At 70.5% G+C, this 22,366-nt stretch carries 16 protein-coding genes, 1 tRNA gene and 1 rRNA gene; 10 read left to right on the plus strand and 8 right to left on the minus strand.

All coding sequences use genetic code 11. The features are described 5' to 3' along the window. Window positions 1-10: 10 nt before the first annotated feature. The gene (locus BGP79_RS15235) at window positions 11-1,084 is read right to left on the minus strand and encodes a peptidoglycan bridge formation glycyltransferase FemA/FemB family protein (protein WP_083702019.1); all 1,074 of its coding nucleotides are present in this window, start codon (window positions 1,082-1,084) and stop codon (window positions 11-13) included. 455 nt (window positions 1,085-1,539) lie between these two features. Here BGP79_RS15235 and BGP79_RS15240 point away from each other — a divergent pair, with 455 nt between their 5' ends. Both BGP79_RS15240 and BGP79_RS15245 read left to right on the plus strand, forming a co-directional pair. Beyond that, window positions 1,540-2,289 carry a LysR substrate-binding domain-containing protein gene (locus BGP79_RS15240; RefSeq protein ID WP_076696882.1) on the plus strand — a complete coding sequence of 250 codons (750 nt, stop codon included), beginning with the start codon at window positions 1,540-1,542 and terminating at the stop codon, window positions 2,287-2,289. A gap of 108 nt (window positions 2,290-2,397) precedes the next feature. After that, window positions 2,398-3,450, plus strand: a complete 1,053-nt coding sequence (locus BGP79_RS15245) for an ATP-dependent DNA ligase (RefSeq protein ID WP_076696884.1) — start codon at window positions 2,398-2,400, stop codon at window positions 3,448-3,450. A gap of 3 nt (window positions 3,451-3,453) precedes the next feature. On the opposite strand, the gene ligD is transcribed toward BGP79_RS15245, so the two are convergent. Then, on the minus strand, window positions 3,454-4,509 hold the full coding sequence (gene ligD, locus BGP79_RS15250) for a non-homologous end-joining DNA ligase (RefSeq protein WP_076696886.1): 1,056 nt from the start codon (window positions 4,507-4,509) through the stop codon (window positions 3,454-3,456). Window positions 4,510-4,678: 169 nt separating this feature from the next. Here ligD and fdhA point away from each other — a divergent pair, with 169 nt between their 5' ends. Further along, entirely contained in the window at window positions 4,679-5,893 is a 1,215-nt protein-coding gene (gene fdhA, locus BGP79_RS15255; protein ID WP_076696887.1) for a formaldehyde dehydrogenase, glutathione-independent, read from the plus strand. Window positions 5,894-5,977: 84 nt separating this feature from the next. On the opposite strand, the gene BGP79_RS15260 is transcribed toward fdhA, so the two are convergent. After that, entirely contained in the window at window positions 5,978-7,033 is a 1,056-nt protein-coding gene (locus BGP79_RS15260; RefSeq protein WP_233121592.1) for an LCP family protein, read from the minus strand. A gap of 314 nt (window positions 7,034-7,347) precedes the next feature. Here BGP79_RS15260 and BGP79_RS15265 point away from each other — a divergent pair, with 314 nt between their 5' ends. Continuing rightward, entirely contained in the window at window positions 7,348-10,245 is a 2,898-nt protein-coding gene (locus BGP79_RS15265; protein ID WP_083701985.1) for a bifunctional YncE family protein/alkaline phosphatase family protein, read from the plus strand. A gap of 171 nt (window positions 10,246-10,416) precedes the next feature. Further along, window positions 10,417-10,953: a hypothetical protein gene (locus BGP79_RS15270; protein ID WP_076696889.1), complete on the plus strand. Its 537-nt coding sequence runs from the start codon at window positions 10,417-10,419 to the stop codon at window positions 10,951-10,953. Between the two features lie 22 nt (window positions 10,954-10,975). On the opposite strand, the gene BGP79_RS15275 is transcribed toward BGP79_RS15270, so the two are convergent. After that, window positions 10,976-11,049, minus strand: a tRNA-Thr gene (locus tag BGP79_RS15275). A 115-nt stretch (window positions 11,050-11,164) separates the two neighbouring features. Beyond that, the gene (locus BGP79_RS15280; protein ID WP_076696891.1) at window positions 11,165-12,058 is read right to left on the minus strand and encodes a DsbA family protein; all 894 of its coding nucleotides are present in this window, start codon (window positions 12,056-12,058) and stop codon (window positions 11,165-11,167) included. Window positions 12,059-12,221: 163 nt separating this feature from the next. Here BGP79_RS15280 and otsA point away from each other — a divergent pair, with 163 nt between their 5' ends. From otsA to BGP79_RS15300, 4 genes are all read left to right on the plus strand, one after another. Further along, window positions 12,222-13,670, plus strand: a complete 1,449-nt coding sequence (gene otsA, locus BGP79_RS15285; RefSeq protein WP_076696892.1) for an alpha,alpha-trehalose-phosphate synthase (UDP-forming) — start codon at window positions 12,222-12,224, stop codon at window positions 13,668-13,670. A gap of 1 nt (window position 13,671) precedes the next feature. Then, window positions 13,672-14,493 carry a trehalose-phosphatase gene (gene otsB, locus BGP79_RS15290; protein ID WP_076696894.1) on the plus strand — a complete coding sequence of 274 codons (822 nt, stop codon included), beginning with the start codon at window positions 13,672-13,674 and terminating at the stop codon, window positions 14,491-14,493. A 189-nt stretch (window positions 14,494-14,682) separates the two neighbouring features. Continuing rightward, window positions 14,683-15,816 carry an ABC transporter ATP-binding protein gene (locus BGP79_RS15295; RefSeq protein ID WP_076696896.1) on the plus strand — a complete coding sequence of 378 codons (1,134 nt, stop codon included), beginning with the start codon at window positions 14,683-14,685 and terminating at the stop codon, window positions 15,814-15,816. 180 nt (window positions 15,817-15,996) lie between these two features. Then, window positions 15,997-17,382 (plus strand): DUF4032 domain-containing protein, encoded by a 1,386-nt coding sequence (locus BGP79_RS15300; protein ID WP_076696898.1) that lies wholly within the window; start codon window positions 15,997-15,999, stop codon window positions 17,380-17,382. 168 nt (window positions 17,383-17,550) lie between these two features. On the opposite strand, the gene BGP79_RS15305 is transcribed toward BGP79_RS15300, so the two are convergent. Beyond that, on the minus strand, window positions 17,551-18,852 hold the full coding sequence (locus BGP79_RS15305; protein WP_076696899.1) for an alpha-amylase family glycosyl hydrolase: 1,302 nt from the start codon (window positions 18,850-18,852) through the stop codon (window positions 17,551-17,553). A 245-nt stretch (window positions 18,853-19,097) separates the two neighbouring features. Between BGP79_RS15305 and BGP79_RS15310 the strand changes: the two genes are divergently transcribed. Beyond that, window positions 19,098-20,510 (plus strand): sugar porter family MFS transporter, encoded by a 1,413-nt coding sequence (locus BGP79_RS15310; RefSeq protein WP_369800243.1) that lies wholly within the window; start codon window positions 19,098-19,100, stop codon window positions 20,508-20,510. Between the two features lie 258 nt (window positions 20,511-20,768). Here the strand turns inward: BGP79_RS15310 and BGP79_RS15315 are convergent, their stop codons facing one another. Together BGP79_RS15315 and rrf are read right to left on the minus strand one after the other, a co-directional pair. Next, on the minus strand, window positions 20,769-21,821 hold the full coding sequence (locus BGP79_RS15315; protein WP_233121595.1) for a permease: 1,053 nt from the start codon (window positions 21,819-21,821) through the stop codon (window positions 20,769-20,771). A gap of 402 nt (window positions 21,822-22,223) precedes the next feature. Next, window positions 22,224-22,340 (minus strand): 5S ribosomal RNA (rrf, locus tag BGP79_RS15320). Between the last annotated feature and the right edge of the window lie 26 nt (window positions 22,341-22,366).

Here is a 22,366-nt window from a genome sequence, read left to right on the forward strand (position 1 = left end):
GCGCTGTCGATCAGTAGAAGGGCTGGCGGTGGCGGCGCCACCAGATCTGCCGGAACACCCGTTCGCCGATGCCGTTCCACACCCGGTAGGCCACCGGGTCGATCGGCAGGTCCCAGCACCCGACGAAGTCGATGACGGTCTTCGTGAAGCTGGTCTTGAACAGGCCGAGCCCGTGGTGAGCGTGGGTGGTGTCCTTGAGCCGGTCCGAGGGCGGGGTGCCGCAGAAGTCGTACTCGACGATGCCCTCGGCCTTCAGGTCGTTGATCGCGGTCCACTGCACCAGGTGCGAGTCCCCGTAGGCCTTGCGCTTCGGGACCGAACCGCCGTCCTTGTACGTGCCCTTGCGCCCGTAGTTGATGACGAAGGCGCCGACGGCGGGAGCGCCGTCCTCGAAGACGAAGTACATCCGGCCCTGGCCGCGGTCGACGAAGTTCTGCCAGAACCGGCGGTAGTACTCGTACGAGCGCAGAGCGACGTTGGCCTTGCCCTGGCCGACCTGGCTCATCATGGCGAACATCTGCCGGTAGGTGTTCTCCTCGGCCGGCATCCGGACGACCTCGACGCCCTCCCGTTCGGCGCGGCGGATGGCGTTGCGGCCGCGGGAGTGCAGGGTACGCAACAGCGCGCGCTCGTCCGGCGTGACGTCCAGGACGGCGGTGCTGTCGTTCGGCTGGATGTTGAAGGTCTTCACCAGGCCGGCGCGAGCCAGCACGGCCCGCGAGCGCTCGTCGTCGAGGATCTCCGGTTCGACCTTGACCGCGAACACACGCAGCTTCTCCCGGCGCACCAGCTCCTTGACCGCGTCGAGGGCGTCGACCACGGCCGCCGCGTCACCGACGTCGGGACCCTTGATCAGGTACCAGAGGCGGCCGAGCCCCGGGAACGTCTTCTCCAGTGCGAGGGAGACGGAGGTCAGGCCGGCGGACTCGAGCACGAGGTACCGGGGCACCCAGCCGTGCCACTTCTTCACGTCGATGAAGGCCTCGGACTGCAGGAGATTGCCGCCGCCCGGATTGGCGAGCACGTGCTCGTCCCAGTGGGTGATCTCCTCGTCGGAGGCGAATCGGGCGGTGAAGGCGGGCAAGGGGAACTCCAGATCGTGATCGGCGGACACGTCGGCGGACACGTCGAGGACCTGCGCCGACCCGCCGACAGTCTACCGACGGGTCTCCCCCGCAGCGGTCAGGCTGGACCGGGTGGCGTCAGAGCCCGCGCCCGGGCGGGGACACGGCGGAGAAGTCAAGGGTTTCCCCTCTATCGGAGCGGGTCGCCGACCGACCAGCATGGTTCTCGCTGCACCACGGCATCGGGAGACGATGAGGGGTCGTCGTCACCCGGGCGGGCGAGGGGGACCCGCGAGGCGGTGGACAGGCAGGGCGCGGACGGGCGCCCTGCCCGTCCACCGCTTTCTTCGCGTCCGGCCCGGTCCGCTGTCCACGCCGCGCATCTCCGGCGCACCGCCGATCACGGGTCCGCCCTCCGTTCGTTAGGGTTGCTCCTGCTGTCCGGACGACGATCGCCGGCGTCAGGAGGACCACCATGACCGAGAACCTGGACTTCGGTTTCGTCGAGGGCACGACGCCGGGCAAGTGGGTGCGCCGCTGGCACGAGCGCCACCCCGAGATCCCCCTCGTCGAGCACCCCCTGGCGGCGCGCGACCAGCTCGCCGCTCTCACCGACGGCCGCGTCCGGCTGCTGCTCGGGCGGGACCTGCAGCGCACCGACACCATGCACGTGATCGATCTGTACGTGGAGGAGATGGCGGTCGCCGCCGCCCGCGACCACGTCGTCGCCGCCTTCGACGCGGTGACCCTCGCCGACCTGGCCGACGAGACCATCCTGGACCAGGGCGACCTGAGCACCGCCGCGCTGCTGGAGGTCGTGGCGTCCGGGGCCGGCGTCGCCGTCGTGCCCGCCCCCGTCGCCCGGGCCGTGAACAACCGGGACGTGGTGCTGCGGCCCGTGATCGACGCCGAGCCGACCCGGATCGGCGTCGCCTGGTGGGCCGAGGACGAGGATCCGGCGGTCGAGGAGTTCATCGGAGTGCTGCGTGGCCGCACCGCGAGCAGTTCCCGCCAGCCCCTCGCCGGCCGCGAGGAGACCGCCGACGGCGCTCGCCGCGGCGGCAACTCTCGCGGCGGCGTGCCCTCGAAAGGCACGGCGTCCACTCGCGGTGGCGCGCTTGGCAAGGGCGCAGGCCCCCGAGGAGCCGGAGCGAAGGGGGCGGGCGGAGGTCGCGGCCGGCAGACCGGCGGCCGGAGCTCCGGCCGCCGCGGTCCGCGTCGCTGACGGTTCGCCGTCCGCCGGGGCACGTGCCCCGCGCGTCCGGTGATACCCGGTGATGCCCGCTCGTCGTGGCGGTGGCGCGACAGCGTCGTCGACCGCCAGAATCGGTCCATGACCGCCCTCACCGCCGAGAATCCCGTCGCCCCCATGCTCGCCAAGGCCGTGGCGACCGTGCCTGCTCCGGACAGCGTCCCGGGCGGACTGCAGTACGAGCCCAAGTGGGACGGGTTCCGCGCGATCATCTACGCCGACGGCACCGACGTGCAGATCGGCAGCCGTGGGTCCAAGATGCTCACCCGCTACTTCCCCGAGGTGGTCGCGCAGATCGCGGAGCAGGTCACCGTCCCGTGCGTGCTCGACGGGGAACTGATCGTCCGCACCGGCGAGCCCGGGTCCGAACGCCTGGACTGGGAGGCCCTGAGCCAGCGGATCCACCCCGCGGCCAGCCGCGTCAACCGGCTCGCCGAGGAGACTCCGGCGTCCTTCGTGGCCTTCGACCTGCTCGCCGAGAACGGGCAGAGCCTGCTGGAGGAGCCGCTGGCCGAGCGCCGCTCCCGGCTGGAGAAGCTGATGGCGCCACTGCGCGCACCGCTGCACCTGAGCCAGACGACGGACGACCTGGCCACCGCCCAGCGCTGGCTGGAGGAGTTCGAGGGAGCGGGCCTGGACGGCGTCGTCGCCAAGCCCCTGTCCTCGGCCTATCTGCCGAACAAGCGGACCATGCTCAAGATCAAGTACCACCGCACCGCCGACGTCGTCGCGCTGGGCTATCGCATCCACAAGAGCGGGCAGGGCGTCGGGTCGATCCTCGTGGGTCTGTACCAGGGGGACGAGCTCTACGGGGTGGGCGGGGTCTCCGCGTTCAGCGACGCCCGCCGGCTGGAGTTGATCGACGAGCTGGACCCGGTGGTCGAGCGCGACGAGCACGGCGCCGCGGTGACCGGTGAGGGCGAGCGCAACCGGTTCTCGTCGAACAAGGACACCTCGTTCGTCCGGTTGCGGCCCGAGCGCGTGCTCGAGGTGCAGTACGACCAGATGGAGGGCATGCGGTTCCGGCACACGGCCCAGTTCGCCCGGTGGCGGCCGGACCGCGAGGCACGCTCGTGCACGTACGACCAGCTGGACGTGCCGGTCGCGTGGGACCTGAACGACGTGCTGCTCTAGGCCTCAGTCCTGCTCCGTGGCAGGCTTCCTCGCCGGTTCCTTCCTCGCTCTGCTCGGTTGGACCCGCGGCGGCTCCCCCGGCATCTTCGGGAAGTCCGGCGGGAACGCCAGCTCCCCGAGGCCGTTCGTGAGGTCCCGCTTCCACCAGCCCAGGGCCGTGTCGAGCGTGCCGGGGTGCGCGTGCATGTCCGCCCAGGGGTCGCCGACGGCGGACACCCGGTCCGGGACGGTCGCGATGGTCAGCTCCCGCGGGTCGACGTCGTCGAGCTCGTCCCAGGTGACCGGGCAGGAGACGGAGGCGTGCGGCAGGGCCCTCGGGCTGTACGCGCCGGCGATGGTGCGGTCCCGGTTGGCCTGGTTGTAGTCCACGAAGATGCGCTCCCCCCGCTCCTCCTTCCACCACTTCGTGGTGACGGCGTCCGGCATCCGCCGCTCGAGCTCGCGGCCGATGGCGATGACGGCGTGCCGGACGTCGAGGAACTCGTGCGCCGGGGTGATCGGCGCGTACACGTGCAGACCCCGGTTGCCGGAGGTCTTGAGGTAGCCGGTCAGCCCGGCGTCGGCGAGCACGGTGCGCAGCTCGTGGGCCGCGGTGACGGCGTCGGAGAAGTCGGTACCCGGCTGGGGATCCAGGTCGATGCGCAGCTGGTCGGGGTTGTCCGTGTCCTCGGCGCGGGAGGCCCACGGGTGGAAGACGACCGTGTTCATCTGCGCGGCCCACACGGCGGCCGCGATCTCCCGGATCACCACCTGGGGGTGGGAGCGGCCGCTCGGGTACGTGACGGTGACGGCGTCGACGTAGTCGGGGGCTCCACGCGGCGGGTTCTTGGAGAAGAACTCCTCCCCCGTCACGTCGCCGGAGAAGCGCTGCAGGGAGACCGGCCGTCCGCCGTTCGCGGCCAGGAACGGCTCGGCGACGGCGATCAGGTACTGCGCGAGGTCCAGCTTCGTCAGCCCCGCCGCCGGCCACAACACGCGGGTGGGGCTGGAGACCCGCACCTCCCGCTGCCCGTCGGGGCCGGGCACCGTCAGCACGGTCGCGTCCTTCTCCTTCGCCATGCCGTCAACCTACCCGGCTCCGCGCTGTGAGGCACTTCACAGGCGGGGCATCCGGGCCTAGGCTCAGGTCACCGCTGCCCGAGGTTGCGCTCGGCTGCGCCGGGGGCGGTCCTCCGCGAACGCGGGACGGACCGCTGCCCAGTCAGAGGACGACGGCGAAGGAGACATCATGGCGGACAACCGCGCGGTGAGCTACATGGGCCCGGGCAAGGTCGAGGTCAAGACCATCGACTACCCCACGTTCGAGTTGAAGGACGGGCCGGGCGTCAACCCGGCGAACGTGGGCAGGCAGCTGCCGCACGGGGCGATCCTCAAGGTGGTGACCACCAACATCTGCGGGTCCGACCAGCACATGGTGCGCGGCCGCACCACCGCTCCCGCGGGGCTCGTGCTCGGCCACGAGATCACCGGCGAGGTGGTCGAGACCGGTCCCGGTGTCGAGTTCATCAAGGTCGGCGATCTCTGTTCGGTGCCGTTCAACATCGCGTGCGGACGCTGCCGGAACTGCAAGGAGCGCAAGACCGGCATCTGCGAGAACGTCAACCCGGACCGTCCCGGGAGCGCCTACGGGTACGTGGACATGGGCGGGTGGGTCGGCGGCCAGGCGGAGTACGTGATGGTGCCCTACGCCGACTGGAACCTGCTGAAGTTCCCGGACAAGGACCAGGCGATGGAGAAGATCCTGGACCTGACCATGCTCTCCGACATCTTCCCGACCGGGTTCCACGGTGCGGTGACGGCCGGGGTCGGCGTCGGCTCCACGGTCTATGTCGCGGGGGCGGGCCCCGTGGGCCTGGCCGCAGCGGCGAGCGCACAACTGCTCGGTGCCGCCGTCGTGATCGTCGGCGACATGAACACACAGCGGCTGGAGCAGGCCCGCAGCTTCGGGTGCGAGACCATCGACCTGTCGCAGGGCGAGCCGGCGGACCAGATCGAGCAGATCCTCGGCGTCGGCGAGGTCGACTGCGGCGTCGACGCCGTCGGGTTCGAGGCGAAGGGACACGGCCACGGCGGGCAGGAGGCGCCGGCGACGGTGCTCAACACCCTGATGGACATCACCGCCGCCGGCGGTGCGCTCGGCATCCCGGGACTCTACGTCACGGGTGACCCGGGCGGTGTGGACGAGGCGGCCAAGAAGGGCTCCCTGTCCCTCTCGCTCGGCACCGGCTGGGCGAAGTCCCTGTCCTTCACCACCGGCCAGTGCCCGGTGATGAAGTACCACCGCGGCCTGATGCAGGCGATCCTGCACGACCGGGTGCAGATCGCCAAGGCCGTCAACGCGACGACGATCAGCCTGGACGAGGCACCGCAGGGCTACGCCGATTTCGACTCGGGGGTCGCGAAGAAATTCGTGATCGACCCCCATGGGTCCGTCGCCGCCTGACGCGGGGGCGGACAGGGGGGACCGGGGGCCGGGCGCTGAGGCGCCCGGCCCCTTCCTTGTCCTCCTGCTGGGGCGCGCTCCCGTTCAGCGCGCCGACGTGCCGTGGGCGGCCACCCAGGTGCCGAGGGTGTCCTCGCGCATCGCCTTCCCGACCGCGTCGATCGCGGCGGTGTCGGCCACGACGATGGACTGGCCGTCCGCCGACGTGCCGGTCCCGCGGGTGGGGAGGGTGAAGGACCGCACGTCGCCCGCCCGCACCCCGTTCAGGGACAGGGCGAGACCGGCCATGGCCGTCGCATCGAGCGTGGTGTCCACGCTGACGAACGGGGACACCCGGTCGACGAGCTCGTTGATCCGGACGGGGTTGGTCAGGGTGCCGACGCTGAGGACCTGCCCGAGGACCGCCTTGAGGAAGATCTGCTGGTCGCGGACCCGCTGGTAGTCCCCGTCGGTGAACGCATTCCGCTCCCGGACGAAGGCGAGCGCGGCGTCCCCGTCGAGCGTCTGCCGGCCTTTCGGGAAGGTGTGGCCCCGCGCGGAGAACGCCACCGGCACGTCGACGGTCACGCCGCCGAGGGCGTCGGTGGCGGCCTTGAAGCCCTCGAAGTCGATCAGGGCGATGTGGTCCAGGCGCACGCCGAACAGCTGTTCCAGGGTCTGTGCGGCCAGCGGGATGCCGCCGTCGGCCAGCGCCGCGTTGATCTTGGCCTTCCCGTGCCCCGGGATGTCCACCCAGGTGTCCCGCAGGACCGACATGAGATACACGCGCTTCCGGTCGGCCGGGATGTGCACCCAGATGAGGGTGTCCGAGCGCTGATCCGAGGCGTCCCCCTTCCCGGCCTCGGACGTGGTGGCGCCGCGGCTGTCGCTGCCCAGCAGCAGCAGGTTCGTCGCCGCGTTGTCGGCGGCGGCCGGCCGTGACGCCTCCGCGGGGAACGCCTGCTCGATTCGGTGGCTGCGGCTGTCGAACGCGTGCCCGAGGTTCACCAGGTAGGTGCCCGCGACGAGCACGAGGACGGCGAACACCGCCACCAGCACGCCCACCACCCGCAGCGCCGTCCGACGGCGCCGGCGCCGCCGTCGCTCCGCCTCGCGCCCCTCGTCCGAGGCGCGGTCCATCACCTCGTCGACACGACCCATGTCCCCACTCCCCGTCACGTCCCACTCCCCCGAGCGGGCCCCCGCGCACAGTGTCTCACCCGGGCCGGTGGCGCGGTACGGGTGGGACGACACGATCCGGTGACGGCGACCCGTGACGTGCGCACGGTCACCGGTGTTCCCCACCCGTTGGGGTCGACGTCACCGCGATGTCAGATCCGGGGAGAAGCCTGAGGAAGCCGGTAATCGGCCTTCACGCGAGAGCCCCCCATGCAGTAGGGGGAGCCGCCCGGGACTCCCCGTGGATCATCGCCCCCCGTGCCGCAGGCCCCCGAGCAGAGAACAGGAGCACCGCCATGGCCAGATGGAATCATGCTGCCACCGGGTCCGTCGAGGACCCCCAGCCACGCCCGCGAGGCCTGCGTCGCCTGTCGGCGGCGGTCACCCGGCGCAAGCCGCTCACGATCGTGGCGGCCAGCTGTGCGCTCGTCCTCGCCGGGGGCGGCATCGCCGGCGCCTCGACGCTGGCGTTCACCCAGCCGCACGTCGGGGACCAGACCGCGAAGGGCGAGCAGGTCTCGTCCAACCAGGTGATCAACCCGCTCGGCGACCGGCTGATGACGCCCTTCGGCAAGATCATGGGTTCGACCGTCAGCCCCGGCGGTCGCTACCTGGTCGGCACCAGCACCGACCGCTCGGTGGCCCTGCAGGTGTTCGACCTGAAGACCTACCGACCCGTCGCGGCGGCGGGCACCCTGACCGCGGCGGCGTTCTCGACCGCCGCCGCCAACGCCGGCCACGCGGACATGGCCTACCAGAAGATCGCCGACGGCTCGGTGGGCCAGGAGGGCCCGGTCTTCTCCCCCGACGGGAAGTTCCTCTACCAGCCGGTCGCGACCGGCCTCGTCCGCTACCCGTTCAACGCGGACGGGTCGCTCGGGGCCGGCACGAAGATCAGCATCCCGACCGTGGACGGGAAGCAGTCGCTCACGGCGGGCATGGCGTTCTCCCCCGACGGCGCGACGCTGTACGCCGCCGTCAACGGGCAGAACAGCGTCGTCGCGCTGGACCCCACCGCGGGCACCGTCAAGCAGACCTGGGCGACCGGGATCGCCCCCCGCCAGCTCCGTTTCGTCGGCTCGAAGCTGTACGTCTCGAACGAGGGCGGCCGCAAGGCGGCCGCCGGCGAGACGACGATGGATTCCTACGGCACGGCCGTCCCGGCCGATCCCCGGCTGGGCACCTCGACCACGGGCACGGTCAGCGTCATCGACCCCGCGAACGCCTCGGCGCCCGTCTCCTCGATCGACGTCCAGCTGCACCCGACGGCGATGTACCGGAGCGGCTCGACGCTCTACGTCGCGAACACCAACAGCGACACCGTCTCGGTCGTGGACACCCGCACCGACACGGTCAAGCAGACCATCGCGACGCAGCCCTGGGCCTCCTCGACGGTCGGGTACGAGCCGACCGGCATCACCATGCAGGGCGACCACCTGCTCGTCTCCCTCGGCCGGGCGAACGCGATCGCGGTCTACCAGGTGAACAAGCGCGATCCCCGCGACCCGGCCAGCTTCATCGGCCTCCTCCCGACGGACTACTACCCCGGCGACGTCACGACCAACAACGGCAAGGTCGTCGTCACCAACGTCCGGGGCATCGACGCGCGGGGCCCGGAGTTGACCTTCTCCAAGGGCCCGGGCACGACGCCGGCGACCGGTCACGGCACGCACTCCACAACCGCGTCGCTCACCCGGTTCACGCTGCCGGACGACCACCAGATCCGGAAGGACACCGCGACGGTGTTCCAGCAGAACGGGTGGGACCCGACGAAGACCAAGCAGGCGGAGGGCGCGAGCGCCGCGCACGTCAAGCCCGTGGCCGTGCCGAAGCGCATCGGCGACCCGTCGACCATCAAGCACGTGTTCCTCATCGTCAAGGAGAACCGCACGTACGACCAGGTGTACGGCGACATGAAGCAGGGCAACGGGGACGCCTCGCTCGCCCAGTTCGGGGCGAAGGTGACCCCGAACCAGCACGCCCTGGCCAGCCAGTTCGGTCTCTACGACAACACGTACGACATCGGCACCAACTCGGCCGAGGGTCACAACTGGATGATGCAGGGCGACGACCCCGCGTACTCGGAGAAGAGCGCCGGCGAGTACAAGCGCTCGTACGACACCGAGGAGGACGTCCTGGGTCACCAGCGGTCCGGCTTCCTGTGGAACGCGATCCAGTCGGCCGGTAACACAGCCCGCAACTACGGCGAGTTCCTGTACGGCGAGGGCAAGCCGGCCGGCGCCACCTGGCAGCAGTACTACTGCGCGGCGAAGAGCACCATGGCCGGCGGGGACCCGAAGCAGCTGTTCACCCCGGACATCCAGCTGCACGCGAGCTCGGTGATCCCGTCGCTGAACGCCATCACCGACCCGAACGCCGCGCCGTTCGACCTGCAGATCCCGGACATCTACCGCTACGAGACCTGGAAGCACGACTTCGAGGCCAACGGCCCGAAGAACTTCCAGATGACGTGGCTGTCCAGCGACCACACGGGCGGGCCGGCCGACCCGGTGGCCCAGGTCGCGGACAACGACCTGGCGGTCGGGAAGATCGTCGACACGATCTCCCACTCGAAGTACTGGAAGGACTCGGCCATCTTCATCGCCGAGGACGACAGCCAGGACGGCGCCGACCACGTCGACGGCCACCGCGCCCCCGTGCAGGTGATCAGCCCGTACGCGGCGCACGGCAAGACCGTCAGCACCTTCTACTCGCAGATCAACATGATCCGCACCATCGAGCAGATCCTTGGCGCCCAGCCGCTGAACCAGAAGGTCGCCGCCGCGACGCCGATGCTCGACGCGTTCACCACCAAGGCGGACCTGCGGCCCTACACCGCGGTCCCGAACCAGGTGCCGCTCACCCAGGGCGTGAAGACCGCCCCGGAGTGCGGGCCGGACTCGCTCGGCCAGACCGGTGCGGCGGCCGCGGCGGTGCAGCGTGCCTCGGCGAAGGAGACGGCGGTGCCCGCCTCGATGCGCGGTATCGCGGAGCAGTGGACGGAGTGGGCGGCCGACCAGCACGCCACGGGCAACGGTGCGAAGGAGGACGTCGCCAACCCGTACCTGTTCAACCGGTGGACCTGGTACCAGACCCATCACTGGACCAGCCCCTACCCCGGGGACGCGAAGATCTACGGGCCGGACGACGTACCGGGCATTCCGGCCGGCTCGACCGACCACGAAGACGGGTGAGCCGCACCGACCGACACTGAGCGGCGGCACTGACCGGCGCTGACCGGCAGACGCACGACACCGACGGCCACCTCGGCTCTCTCGAGGTGGCCGTCGGTGTCGTGCCGAGACCTGGTCACGCCCGGCCCGAACCGAGGGCCGACATGGGTGACCGCCACCTAGGATCGGCCCATGACGGCACGGCTCTACGACCTCGCCTCCACCTGGACCTTCGCGACCGGCGTCGGGCAGGTGTGGGACGTGATCGCCGACCCCGCGCTGGACTGGTCCGCGTGGTGGCCGGGCTGTACCCCCGCACGGCCCGTCGAGCGGTCGTGCGAGCAGTCGGCCGAACGGTCCGGAGCCGGCGGGACGTCGCGGGAGGACCTGCTGCTCGCCTCGACCGCCACCTTCGACTTCCACGCGTCGCTGGGCTACACACTGCGCATCTCGTTCCACGCGACGAGGGTCGAGCGGCTGCGGGAGGTGGCCTTCGACGCCGGGGAGGACCTGACCGGCACGGGTCGGGTGGCGCTCACCGCTCGGGCCGACGGCGGTACCGACGTGGTCATCACGTGGGCGGTGAGGCCCGCCAAGCGCTGGATGGTCGCGCTCAGCCCGATCGCGGCACCGGTGTTCACCCTCGCCCATCACGCGATGATGCGTCGGGGCGAGGCCGGGCTGCGCCGGCATCTGGCGGAACTGGTACGAGACACCGATCGCCGGTAGGTGCGGGCGTCGGAGGAACGAGAGCCCCCTGCCGGATTCGAACCGGCGACCCTCTGTTTACAAGACAGATGCTCTGGCCGACTGAGCTAAGGGGGCGGGTGCCGCGTGCACCGCGGGTGCGCGTGGCGGGCCGTGCGGGCCGGCCCGTGAGAACGAGGCCGTCCAAGGCTAGCCCACGGCACCGGCGCCCGGTGCCGTGGGCCGGAGAGGCCTACTTGCGGGCGTCGATGATCTTCTGCGCGAAGCCGGTGAAGTCACCCGAGTTGCTCCAGCGCTGGCCATCGACGAACACCGTCGGGGTACCGGTCACGCCGTCGGCGCGACCCTGGTCCGTCAGGTACTTCACGAACGGGCGGTAGGTGCCGTCGTTGACACAGCTGCCGATGTCACCCGCTCCGGCGGTGCTGGCGATCTCCTTGAGCTTGTCGTTCGACAGGCCCTCACCGCCTTCCTGCGGCTGCTGCTCGTAGGCGCTGCTGAGGAAGGCCTGGAGCTTGGTCGGAGCGGAGTTCGCCACGCAGTAGGCGGCGTTCGCGCCACGGGAGGAGTAGTTGGTGGTGGACGCGGAGCCGTCGAGCAGGTTGGTCACCCGGTACTCGACGGTGGCCTTGTTGTCCTTCATCCACGTGTCCAGCTGGCTCGCGTAGGAGGCCTCGAAGTTCTTGCAGACCGGGCAGGCGAGGTCGACGAAGATGACGATCTGGGCGGGCTTGCCAGACGCGGCCTTCTCGACCCCGTGCGGCACGGGCTGCGCGGACCCGCTGGCGCTGGCGCTCGCGGTGGGCGACTGCGTGTCCTTGACGTTGACGTCGCCGGACGCCGGCGAGGTGGCCAACTGATTCGGCTTGACCAGGGTGACGCCGCCGTAGGTGTTGGTGTTGGCCGGGCGAGCGCCCGAGTCCGCCACCTGGCCGCGGATGCCGTTCGCCACGATGAAACCGATGACGACGGCGATCACGGCGACGGCCGCGACGATGCCCCAGATGGTGAACATGCGGTTCCGGCGTTCACGCTTGCGCTGCTGCTCCCGGATCACCCGGGCCCTCTCGCGTGCGGCCGACTGGCGCTGGGACTTGGTCTGACGGGGTTCGTTCTGCGGACTCATGCATCCTCGAGAATCGGACGGCGACACGGCGCAAGGGCCGAAGGACACCTCATTCTAGGCAGCCACCCTGAACGCTCGCCGACGGCACGTAAGCTGAGAAATCAGACCGCTCTCCTCGTCATCCGCGTCGCCCCTGCGGCCGGGAAAGGACGTGCTCCACGTCATGGCCGACACCGCACTCGAATCCGATCCCGCCTCGGCGCCGCCACAGCCGGGTGACTACGACTTCATCGTCGTGTCCAACCGGCTCCCCGTGGACCGCGTCACCGTCGACGGCCGGTCGGACTGGCGGCGCTCCCCCGGCGGTCTGGTCACCGCCCTGGCCCCCGTGATGGAACACGCCGACGGCGCGTGGGTCGGCTGGAACGGCGCCGCCGACGAACCGCTCGAGGAGTTCGACCACAGCGGCATGCACCTGGTGCCCGTCGACCTGTCCGCCCGCGAGGTCGAGCTCTACTACGAAGGCTTCGCCAACGCGACCCTGTGGCCGCTCTATCACGACGTGATCGCCCCGCCGGAGTTCCACCGCACCTGGTGGGACGCGTACCGGCGTGTCAATCGGCGGTTCGCCGAGGCGTCCGCGAAGGCCGCCGCCGAGGGCGCGACGGTGTGGGTGCAGGACTACCAGCTCCAGCTCGTGCCCGCGATGCTGCGCCAGCTGCGCCCCGACCTGCGGATCGGCTTCTTCAACCACATCCCGTTCCCGCCCCTGGAGATCTACGCGCAACTGCCGTGGCGTCAGCAGGTGCTGGAGGGCCTGGCCGGCGCGGATCTGATCGGCTTCCAGCGGCCCGGCGACGCGCAGAACTTCACCCGCTGCGTGCGGCGGTTCCTCGGCGCCCAGAGCCGACAGGGCGTCTTCGCGATCACCGACGAGGACGGTGCCGAGCGTCAGGTGGAGGCGCGCGCCTTCCCCATCTCCATCGACTCCCGGCACATCGCCGAGCTGGCCGCGGACCCGGACGTGATCGACCGCGCCCGGCAGATCCGCCACGAACTCGGCGATCCGACCACCGTGCTGCTCGGCGTCGATCGGCTCGACTACACCAAGGGCATCCCGCACCGCCTCAAGGCGTTCGGGGAACTGCTCGAGGACCACCGGGTCAGCGTCGAGGACTGCACGCTCGTCCAGGTCGCCAGCCCCAGCCGCGAGCGCGTCGAGCACTACAAGACCCTGCGGGACGAGGTCGAGTCGACGGTCGGCCGGATCAACGGCACCTACGACACCCTCGAGAAGACCGCCATCCGCTACCTCCACCAGAGCTACCCGGTGGAGGAGATGGTCGCCCTGTACCTGGCGGCCGACGTCCTGCTCGTGACCGCCCTGCGGGACGGGATGAACCTCGTGGCCAAGGAGTACGTGGCCGCCCGGAGCCGCAACAACGGGGTGCTCGTGCTCAGCGAGTTCACCGGTGCGGCCGAACAGCTGCGCCAGGCGCTGCTGGTGAACACGCACGACATCGACGGGGTCAAGAACGCGATGGTGCGCGCCATCCACATGGAGCCGCGGGAAGCCGCACGCCGGATGCGCGCCATGCGCAAGCAGGTCCTGGAGCACGACGTGAAGCGCTGGTCCTCCGACTTCCTCTCCGCCCTGCAGGAGAGCCGCTGAAATGGCGGTGGAAGCGCGGCTCCAGCATGCCCTCGAACGGCTGGCCTTCACCCCGGTGCTGCTGGTGTGCATGGACTTCGACGGCACCCTGGCGCCCCTGACCGACCGAGCGGAGGACGCCCGCGCCCTGCCCGCCGCCGGTGAGGCGCTGGCCGGCCTGACCGACCTGCCGGAGACGCGCACCGCCCTGGTCTCCGGTCGAGCGCTCGCCTCGCTGCGAGACGTCGCCTCCCCCGACGAGCGCACGCTGCTGGTCGCCAGCCACGGCGCCGAGACCTGGATCGGGCCGGACGCGGAGCCGCTCGAGCTCGACGACCAGCAGCGTGACCTGCTCGGCGTCGTCACCGCGTCCGTCCGCCGGGTGGTCGATGCGCACCCGGGCACGTCGCTGGAGGAGAAGCCGGCCGGGGTCGTCCTGCACACCCGCCGCGCCGAGCCGGAGGTCGGCGACGCCGCCACGGACGAGGCGGTGCGGGAGCTGTCCACGATGGACGGTGTGCACGTGATGCAGGGCAAGAAGGTGGTCGAGGCGTCGGTCGTCTCCGCGTCCAAGGGTGACGGCCTGGCCACCCTGCGCGAGCTCACCGGCGCCACCGGCATCCTCTTCGCCGGGGACGACGTGACCGACGAGACCGCGTTCGCGGCTCTCGCGCCCGGGGATGTGGGCGTCAAGGTCGGCGACGGCGACACCGCCGCCGCGTACCGGGCCGAGGACCCCGAGCACGTCGCGGAGCTGCTCTCCACCGTCCTGCGGCTGCGCCGGGACGCGCTCGACACCCCGCCCCTGGACCGCGAGCGCGTCGGTCCGAGCCTGGACGAATAAATCGGTCCGCTCGGACGCGAGCGGCACCCGGAAGCGCTTGCGACCGCTGTGACATAATGGCCGCGAGTGCGTGAACCATGTCACACCACGGGGCCATGTGTCCGGTGTCGTGTCTGGTCAGCGCCACTCGGTACCCGCTTCACAACGGATCGTCCGGCACGTACCTGCCGGTGAAGGGAAGGAATCATCATGGCCACGGTCAGATTCGACAACACCACCCGCATCTACCCGGGTTCGGAGAAGCCCTCGGTGGACAAGCTGAGCCTGGACATCGAGGACGGCGAGTTCCTCGTCCTCGTCGGCCCGTCCGGTTGCGGCAAGTCGACGTCGTTGCGCATGCTCGCCGGCCTCGAGGACATCAACTACGGCAAGATCTGGATCGGCGACAAGGACGTCACCGACGTTCCCCCGAAGGACCGGGACATCGCCATGGTGTTCCAGAACTACGCGCTCTACCCGCACATGACCGTCGCCGACAACATGGGCTTCGCCCTGAAGATCGCCGGCGTGGACAAGGAGGAGCGGGTGCGCCGCGTGCGCGAGGCGGCGAAGCTGCTCGACCTCGAGGACTACCTGGACCGCAAGCCGAAGGCGCTCTCGGGCGGCCAGCGGCAGCGCGTCGCCATGGGCCGCGCGATCGTGCGCAGCCCGCAGGTCTTCCTCATGGACGAGCCGCTGTCCAACCTCGACGCCAAGCTGCGCGTGCAGACCCGCACCCAGATCGCGTCCCTGACCCGCCGGCTCGGCGTCACCACCGTGTACGTGACCCACGACCAGGTCGAGGCCATGACCATGGGTGACCGGGTCGCCGTGCTCAAGGACGGCCTGCTGCAGCAGGTGGACACCCCGCGGAACCTCTACGACCACCCGAACAACGTGTTCGTGGCCGGCTTCATCGGCTCCCCCGCCATGAACCTGGTGGAACTCCCCGTCGTCGACGGCGGCGTGAAGTTCGGCGACACCGTCTACCCGGTGCCGCGGGACATCCTGCAGGAGGCCGCGGGCAACACCGTGACCCTCGGCGTCCGTCCGGAGGACCTGGAGATGGTGGGCCAGGGTGAGGGCCTGGCGGTCGAGGCCGACGTCGTGGAGGAGCTCGGCGCCGACGCCTACGTGTACGGTCACACCACCATCGGCGATCGGGAGCACACCATCACGGCGCGCGCCGACGGCCGGCGCCCACCGCGGGCAGGGCAGGTCGTGCACGTCCGTCCCCAGTCCGGGCACGTGCACCTCTTCGACACGAAGACGGGGCTGCGCCTCGGCGACGGCGGGCCGGCGGCGGACACCCCGCAGGCGAGCCTCTCCGACGTCATCGAGTGAGCCTGACGGTCGGGCCGTGACCCTCCTCCCGGCCACCACGACCGACCCGATCGTCGGTATCGATCGACAGGAGACTGACGCATGAACGGACCCGCCGGAACCCCTGCACCCCGCGAGGGCGCCGGCGGGTCCGCTGCGTCAGGACCGCCCCCGGAGCCGTCCGGAGCAGCACCGGAGATCGTGACGACGCCCGACGCCGGCGCCCAGCCGGCCGCACCGCCCGCCGGCGCCGCGGCGTGGGAGGCCCCGCAGGAGTGGTCGGCCGGCGGTCGCCTTCCCCGCACCGGCGGCGACCGGTCCCGCCCCGAGGGCCCCCGGGCAGCGTCGCTGGCCATCACGGCGGCCGCGACCGTACCGGAGCTGCTCGACCTGCCGTGGGACGTGCCGCTGGAGGAGTGGCCCGAACGCAACCTGGCGTCCCTGCCCCGCGGCATCTCGCGGCACGTCGTCCGGTTCGCCCACCTGGCCGGCGCCGTCGTCGCCGTCAAGGAGACCAGCGACCACATCGCCCGCCACGAGTTCCACATCCTGCGCCGGCTGCAGCGTCTCGACGTCCCGTGCGTGGAGCCCGTCGCGATCGTCAGCAACCGGCGCGACGCCGACGGCCAGGAGCTCGCGACAGCCCTGGTCACGCGCCACCTCAAGTTCTCCCTCCCGTACCGCGCCCTCTTCTCCCAGCAGCTGCGGCCGGACACCCTGACCAGGCTCATCGACGCCCTCGCGCTGCTGCTCGTGCGGCTGCACCTGGTCGGCTTCTACTGGGGCGACGTGTCCCTCTCCAACACCCTGTTCCGTCGGGACGCCGGCTCGTTCGCGGCCTATCTCGTGGACGCCGAGACGGGTGAGATCTATCCGGAGCTCTCCGCCGGGCAGCGCGAGTACGACCTGGAGATCGCCCGGGTGAACATCGCCGGCGAGTTGATGGACCTGATGGAGGGCGGCCTGGTCGACGCCGTCGACCCGATCGAGACCAGCGAGCGGATCATGGACTCGTACCGTCGGCTCTGGTCGGAGCTGCTGGACATCGAGTCGTTCAAGGCCACGGACAAGTGGCGGGTCGCAGAGCGGATCCGGCGGCTGAACGATCTCGGGTTCGACGTCGAGGAGTACTCGATCACCACGAGCCCGGAGGGCACGTCCTTCCTGCTGCAGCCCAAGGTCGTCGACGCCGGCCACCACGCGCGGCGCCTGCTCCGGCTGACGGGGCTGGACGTGCAGGAGAACCAGGCGCGACGGCTGCTCAACGACATGGACAGCTACCGGGCCGCGAATTGCCCCGAGCTGGACGAGGACTACGCCGCCCACCTGTGGTTGCAGCAGGTGTTCGAGCCGATCGTCCGGTCCATCCCCCGGGATCTGGCCGGCAAGCTCGAGCCGCCCGAGGTGGTGCACGAGGTCCTGGAGCACCGCTGGTACATGTCGGAGCGGCAGCAGCGGTTCATCCCGCTCTCGGAGGCGGTGACCTCCTACCTCGAGGACATCCTGCGGCACCGCCGCGACGAGGCCAACATCCTCCTGAATCCGGACACCCGCACCCTCGCGGTGCTCAGCACCGAGGACGACTGACCGGCGCCCGGCGCGCGGTCGAGAAGAGCCCGGACATGCATGCGGCCGGCACCCCCCAGAGGTGCCGGCCGACGATGATCGTATCATCTCGACGGGGTGTCGACTAATCGACACGACACCCGTCGATCCGCGGATCCGCGGGGTTCGGTGCAGGGCCGGTGAGCGCCGTCAGTCCGTCGAGGACGTCGGCCCGAGGACCGCGATCTGCCAGCCGTGGCCGGCGAGCGCGCCCGGGGTGCGACTGCCGTCGGACGCGGCCAGCACCTGGCCGGCCGGGATGTCCCGCGGTTCCTCCGCGAGGTTCAGGCTGAGGCGGAGCCGTGCACCGTCGACCGTCGTTCCGAGTTCGAGGAACGCGTTCTCGACGGTGACGACCTCGACGTCGGCGGTCTGCAGGCCGGGGTGGCGGCGCCGCACGGAGATCAGTTCCTGGATGCGGTGATAGGTGTCCCAGCCGTGCAGCGCCTCGCCGCTGGGCGGGAACGGGGGACGGATCTCGTCGTCGCCCCCGAGGCGCTCCTCCTTGACCCCGGCGAAGGACTGCTCGTCCCCGTAGTAGATGCTCGGGACGCCGGGCAGGAAGAACAGCAGCGCCTGGGCGTGGTCCCGGTGCTCGGGGCGCTCGATCCGGCTCGCGAGCCGGGTGACGTCGTGGTTTCCGAGGAACGTCAGCGGCAGGAACCGGCGGCAGAACTCCGCGTGCCGGCCCAGTGCGTGACCGAGCTCGAAGAAGTTGACGTCGTTGATGGAACTCCAGATCGCCTTCCACAACTCGTACTGGGTCACCGAGTCCAGGCCGGAGACGTTGACGTAGTCGACGTAGTCGCCGTGGATCATCTCCCCCACCGCCCACAGCTGGGGGTGGGCCCGGCGTGGCGCAGCGAGGGCGGCCTCCCAGAACCGTGGCGGGACGGCATAGGCCGCGTCGAGCCGCCAGCCGTCCGCCCCCCGGTCCAGCCAGTGCGTCATCACGTCGCCCACGTACTCGACGACGGCCGGGTGGTCGTGGTTCAGGGCCACCAGACCCTCGTGGCCCTCGAAGGTCACGGGCCGGCGTTCGCCGTCGACGTCCTCCCATCGGAACCACGCGGCGGCATCCGAGTCCGGGCCGTTCGCCATGGCGCGCTGCAGCATGCTGAAGTCGCGCCCGACATGGTTGAAGACGCCGTCGAGCAGGATCTTGATGCCGCGCGCGTGCGCCTCCTCGACGAGGCGGTCGAAGTCGCCGTCGTCGCCCAGCCGCGGATCGATCGTGTAGTGGTCGACGGTGTCGTAGCCGTGCGAGGAGGAGAGGAACACGGGGCCGAGGGCCAGGCCGTTGCAGCCGAGGTCGACGAGGTAGTCCAGCCATCCGGTCAGGTCCGCCAGCCGGTGGCGGACGGATCCGCCCGCCTCGCGCAGCGTGTGCTCGGCACCGGTGAAACCGAGGGGGTACACGTGCCACCAGATGGCGTGTTCGATCCAGGCCACGACGGTTTCCTCCTCCTCGACCCGTTCACTCTACGCACCGCGGGCGGCCCCGTCAGGGACGCGTGAGCGTGCAGGTCAGCGCGTCGCGCGCGTGCCTGGTCAGGAGTAGTTTGGGTCGAAGCCGAGCAGTGTGCAGGATCCAACGACGGAGGCGCAACGTGAGTCATTCAACCAGCGACGACGGGGTGGCCCCGGATCACTCCCGGTACGGATACCAACCGGAACAGCACGCCGGCCGGGCCGTCATCATCTCCATCGCCGCCGCCGTGGGCGGCTTCCTCTTCGGCTTCGACAGCTCGGTCATCAACGGTGCCGTCGACGCCCTCGCCAAGGACTTCACCCTGCCGGCCGCGCTCACCGGCGTCATCGTCTCGATCGCCCTCATCGGTTCGGCCGTCGGCGCCTGGTTCGCCGGCCCGCTCGCGGACCGGTGGGGTCGCCTGCGGGTGATGTTCGTGGGCGCCGTCCTCTTCCTGGTGTCCTCGATCGGGTCCGGCCTCGCGTTCGCCGCCTGGGACCTGGCCATCTGGCGCCTCATCGGCGGTATCGGCATCGGCATCGCGTCGGTGATCGGGCCGACGTACATCTCGGAGATCGCGCCCTCGCGCCTGCGGGGCCGGCTGGCCTCGCTGCAGCAGATGGCCATCGTGCTGGGCATCTTCGTCGCCCTGCTCTCGGACGCCTGGCTGGCCACGTCGGCCGGTGGTGCGAGCAACAGCCTGTGGGCCGGCCTCGACGCATGGCGCTGGATGTTCCTCGTCGGCGTCGTGCCGTCGGTGGTCTATGGCGTGATGGCGCTGAGCATCCCGGAGTCGCCGCGGTTCCTGGTCAGCCGCGGCCGCGACGCGAAGGCGGCCTCCGTGCTGGAGGAAGTGCTCGGTGAGACGCGCGAGCAGGCGGAGAAGCGGGTGGCCGCCATCCGCGAGTCGGTGCATCGCGAGTCCAAGCCCTCCTACCGCGACGTGCGGGACAAGAAGTACTTCCTCCTGCCGATCGTGTGGACCGGAATCCTGCTGGCGGTGTTCCAGCAGTTCGTGGGCATCAACGTGATCTTCTACTACTCGACGTCGCTGTGGAGCTCGGTCGGGTTCGACGAGAGCTTCTCCTTCACGGCGTCGGTCATCACGTCGGTCATCAACGTGCTGGTCACGATCATCGCGATCGCGCTCGTCGACCGGATCGGGCGCCGGCTGCTCCTTCTCATCGGGTCCCTCGGGATGGCGATCTGCCTGGCGGTCATGGCGATGGGTTTCGCCAGCGCGACCACGGTCGACGGCGCCCTGCAGCTCGCTCCGGGCTGGGGCCAGGTGACACTGATCGCGGCCAACGCCTTCGTGGTCTTCTTCGGTGCCACGTGGGGCCCGGTCATGTGGGTGCTGCTCGGCGAGATGTTCCCCAACAGCATCCGCGGATACGCGATGGCGATCGCCACCGCCGCGAACTGGATCGCCAACTGGCTCGTGACTCTTAGCTTCCCCATCCTGCGGGACATGTCCCTGTCCCTCACCTACGGGTTGTACGCGTTCTTCGCCCTCGTCTCCTTCTTCTTCGTGTTCTTCCGGATCCCGGAGACGAAGGGCATGGAACTCGAGGACATGACGACCGACTTCAAGGTCGAGCGCCGTGGACGCAACCGGGACGCCGCAGCCACGCGCTGACCGGCCCCTCCCCCGCCCACACCGCAGCGGCCGCTCACCCGGCGGTGAGCGGCCGTTGTCGTGTGGGCAGGCAGGTATCCCGGGCGTGGGGCATGATCATGGGCACCTGCAACGCCAGGCACGCGGCCGGTGCTCCTCGGTTTCTCGACCGGCGGTGTGCCGGGACGACGGCGGGGCAGCGTGAGCGTCGTCGCCTTGGCTCAGCGCGGGTCGGCCCGACGCACGCCCGGTCCAGCGTGAGACCGGTCCAGCGTGAGATCAGCCGAGCGCGAGGAGCAGGCCACCCGCGGCGACGCCGCCCACCACCACGACCGCCGCGGTCGGCAGCAGGGCGCGCCAGCCGAAACTGCGCGCGACCATGATCACCGACGGCAGGCTGAGCGCCGGCAGGGTGATGAGCAGGACGCCGGCCACGCCCATGCTCGCTCCGGCGGCGACCAGCCCGACGATGACGGGAATCTCCCCACCCGTCGGAATCACGAGGACGGCACCGACGACCCCCACGACCAGCAGGGACACGGGACCGGCGGCCGCACCGAGCCCGGCCCAGTCCGAGAGCCAGCCGCTGAGCAGTCCGGTGAGGAACACCAGCACCAGGTACTCGGGCACGATGATCGCCACGTACCGCGCGAGCGTCACGGCGAAGCGCCGGACCAGCTGCGCGACCGAGGTCGGCGCGCTGCCCTCGAGGACCACGGGCGCCGATGCGGTGTCGCGAGCCCACCGTCCGGCCAGCATCGCCGCCGCCACGATCACAACGGCGCCCACGACGGCACGCACGGCGACCACCGGCCAGGGCAGGGTCAGGGCGAGAAAGACCAACACGGCGGGATTCAGCAGCGGATTGCCGAGCCAGTAGGCGATGCTCGCGCCGAGGGGAACGCCGCGGCGGCGCAGGCTCGAGGCGACCGGTGCGGTGCAGCACGTGCACATCATGGTGGGAAGGGACAGCAGACCGCCCGCGACGCCCTGACCCCAGCGACTGCGGCGGGACAACACCCGGACCAGCCAGTGTCGGGGCACGAGCGACTCCAGGGCGGCGCCCACGGTGATCCCGACGACGGCCGCGGGCCACACCGCCGCGATGTAGGCGCCGGTGAAGGCCAGGGCTCCCGAGAGGGACGGCGTCGAGCCCGCCGGGCCCGCGGTCGTGAGGATCGGCCCACCCGACCAGGTGTGTGTGCCGGCCAGCGTGTGCACGCGCCCGGTGTAGGGGAGCCACTTGGCCCAGAGCAGTCCGATTACCGCGATCAGCAGGAGCCCGAGTGCTCCGATCAGCATCACGCGCGGACGCCAGGTCGGCTCCACCACCTGACCGCCGTCGATGGTGCGAACGGCGCAGGTGTCGAAGAGCGCCCGATTGTCCCGTGCTGCCGTGAGGTCGTCGGAGCCCGATGGGCCGGGCTGATCAGCTCGCCGGGCCGCCGGTCTGCGCCGAGACGATCGCTGGATGATCACCATCATCACGATACCGGCGCACCACCGCAGCGGCGCCTCCAGCCGGGGCCGCCCGAAAGCCCGCGCACCATCCGGCGGGAGCAAGTCGACGCGCCTGACTCGACGAGCGCGCCGGCAGCAGTCACACAGCGCGGTGACGCCGCCCAGTAGAAATGAAGGCGTGTAAAACGCGGGAGGGGTGTTAAATGCGGGAAGCCTCGGACCGTTTCCCCCACGTGGTGGGGTGGTCCGAGGCTTCACGCGTTTTTAATGGTTGTCCGGCGGTGTCCTACTCTCCCACACCCTCACGAGTGCAGTACCATCGGCGCTGTGGGTCTTAGCTTCCGGGTTCGGGATGGGTCCGGGCGTTTCCCCCACGCTATGGCCGCCGTAACACTATTCCCCCGTTACTGGGGTGA

This window comes from Tersicoccus sp. Bi-70 (assembly GCF_001968825.1).
Lineage (GTDB): Bacteria > Actinomycetota > Actinomycetes > Actinomycetales > Micrococcaceae > Tersicoccus.